Annotated in this window: 2 protein-coding genes and 2 pseudogenes; 1 reads left to right on the plus strand and 3 read right to left on the minus strand. The window is 62.0% G+C overall.

What is annotated here, in order from left to right:
- Nucleotides 1–33: 33 nt before the first annotated feature.
- Nucleotides 34–438: a hypothetical protein gene (locus ACFE70_RS20005; RefSeq protein WP_375419554.1), complete on the minus strand. Its 405-nt coding sequence runs from the start codon at nucleotides 436–438 to the stop codon at nucleotides 34–36.
- An 864-nt stretch (nucleotides 439–1,302) separates the two neighbouring features.
- Between ACFE70_RS20005 and ACFE70_RS20010 the strand changes: the two are divergent.
- Nucleotides 1,303–2,270, plus strand: a pseudogene (locus ACFE70_RS20010) (DDE-type integrase/transposase/recombinase).
- A gap of 20 nt (nucleotides 2,271–2,290) precedes the next feature.
- On the opposite strand, the gene ACFE70_RS20015 reads toward ACFE70_RS20010, so the two are convergent.
- Together ACFE70_RS20015 and ACFE70_RS20020 are read right to left on the minus strand one after the other, a co-directional pair.
- Nucleotides 2,291–3,175 (minus strand): dienelactone hydrolase family protein, encoded by an 885-nt coding sequence (locus ACFE70_RS20015; protein WP_375419555.1) that lies wholly within the window; start codon nucleotides 3,173–3,175, stop codon nucleotides 2,291–2,293.
- 293 nt (nucleotides 3,176–3,468) lie between these two features.
- Nucleotides 3,469–3,870, minus strand: a pseudogene (locus tag ACFE70_RS20020) (AarF/ABC1/UbiB kinase family protein); the annotation flags it as partial.

The following is a 3,870-nucleotide window of genomic DNA, read 5'->3' on the forward strand; positions in this document are numbered from 1 at the left end:
CCGGGCATTGCGCCGGCCTGCCGGGAGCACCGGCTAGGTTTTATTGCCCTCCAGGTTATCCTCCGGGTGGTCACTCATCTCCGAGTGGGCCTTGCCCGTCCAGTCCGTGAGCGCCCACAAAACCAGCAGCGCCCCACCAAAGCCGATAAAAAAGGCGCGGGCCGAGGGATTGGCCCTGGCAAACCCAAACAGAAAGGGCGAGCTGCCAAAGGCCAGTCCGCTGATTACTTCCAGCCCGCCGAGGGCCCGGTAGGGCAGTAGCCGCACCGCTCCCATGTCGAAATCAGTAGCGAGCACGACCAATAAATAGACCGCCGCCAGCAGGTAGCACACGACGCCGTACACACCCGTAAAGCTTAGCGCCGTAGGGGCCATCGCCAGCACGGCAATCAGCAAATAATCGAGCGTACCCTGCGCCGAAGGAGACAGTACTTTCATGACTCGGATTGGAAAGAAAAATAGGGAGTATGCTTGGTACTGGCGCGGTCCGGGCGCTCCACAGCGGGAGCCGCCAAGCTGGCCCGCTGCGCCCGGCTCCCGCACCCGTCGTCGGTCGCCGCCCGGCCCCGGCTACCTACCCGGACCCCGAGGCCAAGGCCAGGGCCATCCCACGAGCAGCCGGAGTTTCCCGCTGCGGGGCGTCACCAAAAGGCGATTGATGAGTAAGCTTATTTCTCACTTGTAAGGCTACCATTAAGCAGAGTGGCATTTTAGCCTCTCCCCACGCCGGGCCGAGCAGGCCGACTTGATGCTCGCTCAGCGTCAAAGGTGGTTGGAATTCTGAGTGGCCGGTTGGCCGGCGGGGCGAGGATTACCAGCATTCACTTCTGAAGAACGAGACGAAGTTCGCCGGGGAACAGTGCGGCTACCCTGATGATAATCAGTCAGGTAACTGATTTTTGTCAGGATGAGGCATAGCGCAAGGTGGTAAAACACTGGCTCGCTGGAGACGGGCGCCCGCTCAGGGTGCCGGGGTAGGAGTTTCGATGTGCCGGACGACTCTGCCCAGGCTGCCGAATAGTCATTTATCCTGCTGGTAACCACGGCCTCGTCCGGCACACCGCGGGCCAGTAGCGGAGTGGCCGCGCCCGCAGCCAGACCAGCGCCAGCGAAGCCAGTGCGGCGATTAGGCACCCAGTGGGCGCGGCCGCGGTGATTAGAAATAAGCGGCTGTTTTGCGGACCTGCGCCGATGCAACTGAGTATGCCGCTCCACTTCACGCCCCACTGCACGCCCCTTGTCGGTACCTGTATAGTCCCAGGGAGTGATGGGGTATTTTTCGGGCCTGGATTTTCGCACGAAATCAGGGCACAACTACTCCACGGCAGCGCCCGCCCAACGCAGGCAGTGCGGCGCAGTATTCAGCGGAGTCAGGAAAGCCTGCAAACGCTCGCCAAACGCCACGGGCTCAAGCCCAAAACCGTCGCCAAGTGGCGCAAACGTGCGACGACGATGGATGCGCCAATGGGTCCTACCCACACCTAGCTCAACGGTGCTTACGGCCACAGAGGAGGCCGTCGCTGTGGCCTTCCGACGCCATCCGCTGCTGCCGCTAGATGACGGTTTATAGGCCCTGCAAGCCACCAGTCCGCAGCTGTCCCGCTCGGCCCTACAGCGCTGTTTCCAGCGTCAGGGCATCAATCGATTGCCCTTGACGAAGGACGGCCAGTCGCCGCCGAAGAAGAAGGCCGAAGAAGATTAAAGACTACCCGACTGGCTACCTGCCTGTCGATTTCGCCGAAGTACAGCCGGAGCAGGGGCAGGGGTACTTAGTTGTCGCTAGCGAGGGCACCAGCAAAGTGGCCTTTGCTGAGCTGCCGCCCCGCGCTACGAAGAAGCTGGTGGCCGACTTTCTGCGCCGGGTGCTGGCGGCGCTACCTTACCAGGTGCACACCGTCCTAACCGACAATGGCCCTCCGTTTGGCAACATGCCCCATCAGGTCTGGGCCTGGCGGCGCATCTTTGGCCGGGTTTGCGGTGAGCACGGTAGCGAGCACCGCCTCACCAAGCCTGCCCACCCGTGGACCAACGGGCCGGTCGAGCGCAGAAATCGGCCCCGCAAGGAGGCCACCGTACCACGCTACCATTACCAAACCACGGCGCAGCTCACCGAGCCCCTGCCAGTCTTTCTGCTGGCTCACAACCACGCCAAACGCCTTAGGCGGTTGCGCGGGCTGACTCCACACGAATTCGTCTGTACTCAATGGCAAAAAGACCCCTCTATGTTTACGCAAGACCCGACCCAGTGCACCCTGGAACTACACAGCTAGCAATAAAGCTGACCTGAGAGCTACGCTTTCAGCTTGAAGCTCTTTTTCAGGTAAGCCAGCGTGAGGCGGTGGGCGTCGGCGGCATCGTCCTGCTTGAACTTGGGATTAGAGGGGTTGGCGAAGGCGTGGTCGGCGGCGTAGCTTTTGACGGTGAGTGGCCGGCCGGCGGCCTTCATATCTTTTTGAAACTGCGCCACCACTGCGGGCGAAATCCACTGGTCCTGGGTGGCGAAAATACCCAATACGCTGGATTTGAGCTGCTTGAGCTTGGTCACGTCTTTCTCCGGCATTCCGTAGTACATCACCGTGCCCACGGTTTGCCGGCCGCCGAGCAAAGCGGTTTGCAGGCTCCAGCCGCCGCCGAAGCACCAGCCCACCGAGGCAAACTGCGCCTTCGGCCCGGCATACGCCTGCGCGCCCTTGATGATGGCGGCGGCCCGCTCGGTCTTGACGCCCTGCATGAGCTTGCCGGCCTCGTCGGAAGTGGCGGCCACCTGGCCGTCGTACAAATCCAGGGCAATGACATTGACGCCGGGCAGCTCGCGGGCAAACGTAGCGGCTTCCTTCTTGATGTAGTCGTTCAGGCCCCACCACTCATGAATCACGAACAGGTACTTGCTGCTGGGCGTGGCGCTCTTGATTTCGAAGCCGCTGCCGGTCTGGCCATCGGCGGTTTTGAAAGTAATCAGCCGGCCTTCACCGGCATAGGAGTAGGGTAGGGGCGCGTCGTGGCCGCCCGAAAAGGCTTTCTCCGTGGCCAGCATGGCGAAGGCTTCCGTCGCGCTGGCGCTGGCGGCCGGGCGGGCGCAGCAACTCATCTTGGCGGGTGAAGCCGCCGTTTGGGCCGAAGCAGGCGAAGCGGCCAGGCCCAGCAGGGCGGCGCCGAAGAGCAATAGTTTTTTCATGGGTTGGGGAAATGCAGGGGGGTAGGAAAATGAAGCTGTTTAAAAAGTTGAAAGAACGTCCTGTCGAGATAACGTCCTGCTGAGCGCAGCGAAGCATCTGGCGTGGGGAAGTAACTCAATCGTCCGGTTTCGTGGATTACCTCCCCAAGCGAGATGCTTCGCTTTGCTCAGCAGGACGGTCTGGGGTGTTTCGGCCGACTTCCTAAATAGCTTCCATAACATAAGATGAAAAGCTGCCTTGCCAGAGAGAAGGGCTAGCCTTGAAATCCCTACCCCCCCTCGCGGTGCCGAAGTCAGGCGCCGGTGCGCACCTCGGCTTTTAGCTCAGTGAGCAAGGCAAACAGGCCGACGTAGGTGCGGTTGAGGTAGATGAAGTGGGCCGAGCCGCGGGGCTCGCGCTGCCGCCGCAACTCCTCATCCTGCAAAAATGTGTCGCCGAGGGCGTAGAGGCTTTCGAGGAAAGTTGGGTCGCCGAAGTCGAAAACCGGCTCGCGGAAGGGGCGGCCGACCAGCGCCAGCGCCGGCGGCAGCACCCGCAGATACAAGTCGCGCTGGCGGGCCGGGTCGGTTGGGCGCAGCACGCCGGCCGTTTCGAGCAGGGCCAGCAGGCGGGCGGGGTCAGTCAGGGTTTCGGGGGCCAGCAGGGTTTGAAAATGCCGCTGCACGTCGGCCGGAATCTCTTTCACGCAGCCAAA

The sequence above is a fragment of the uncultured Hymenobacter sp. genome (genome assembly GCF_964243305.1).
Lineage (GTDB): Bacteria > Bacteroidota > Bacteroidia > Cytophagales > Hymenobacteraceae > Hymenobacter.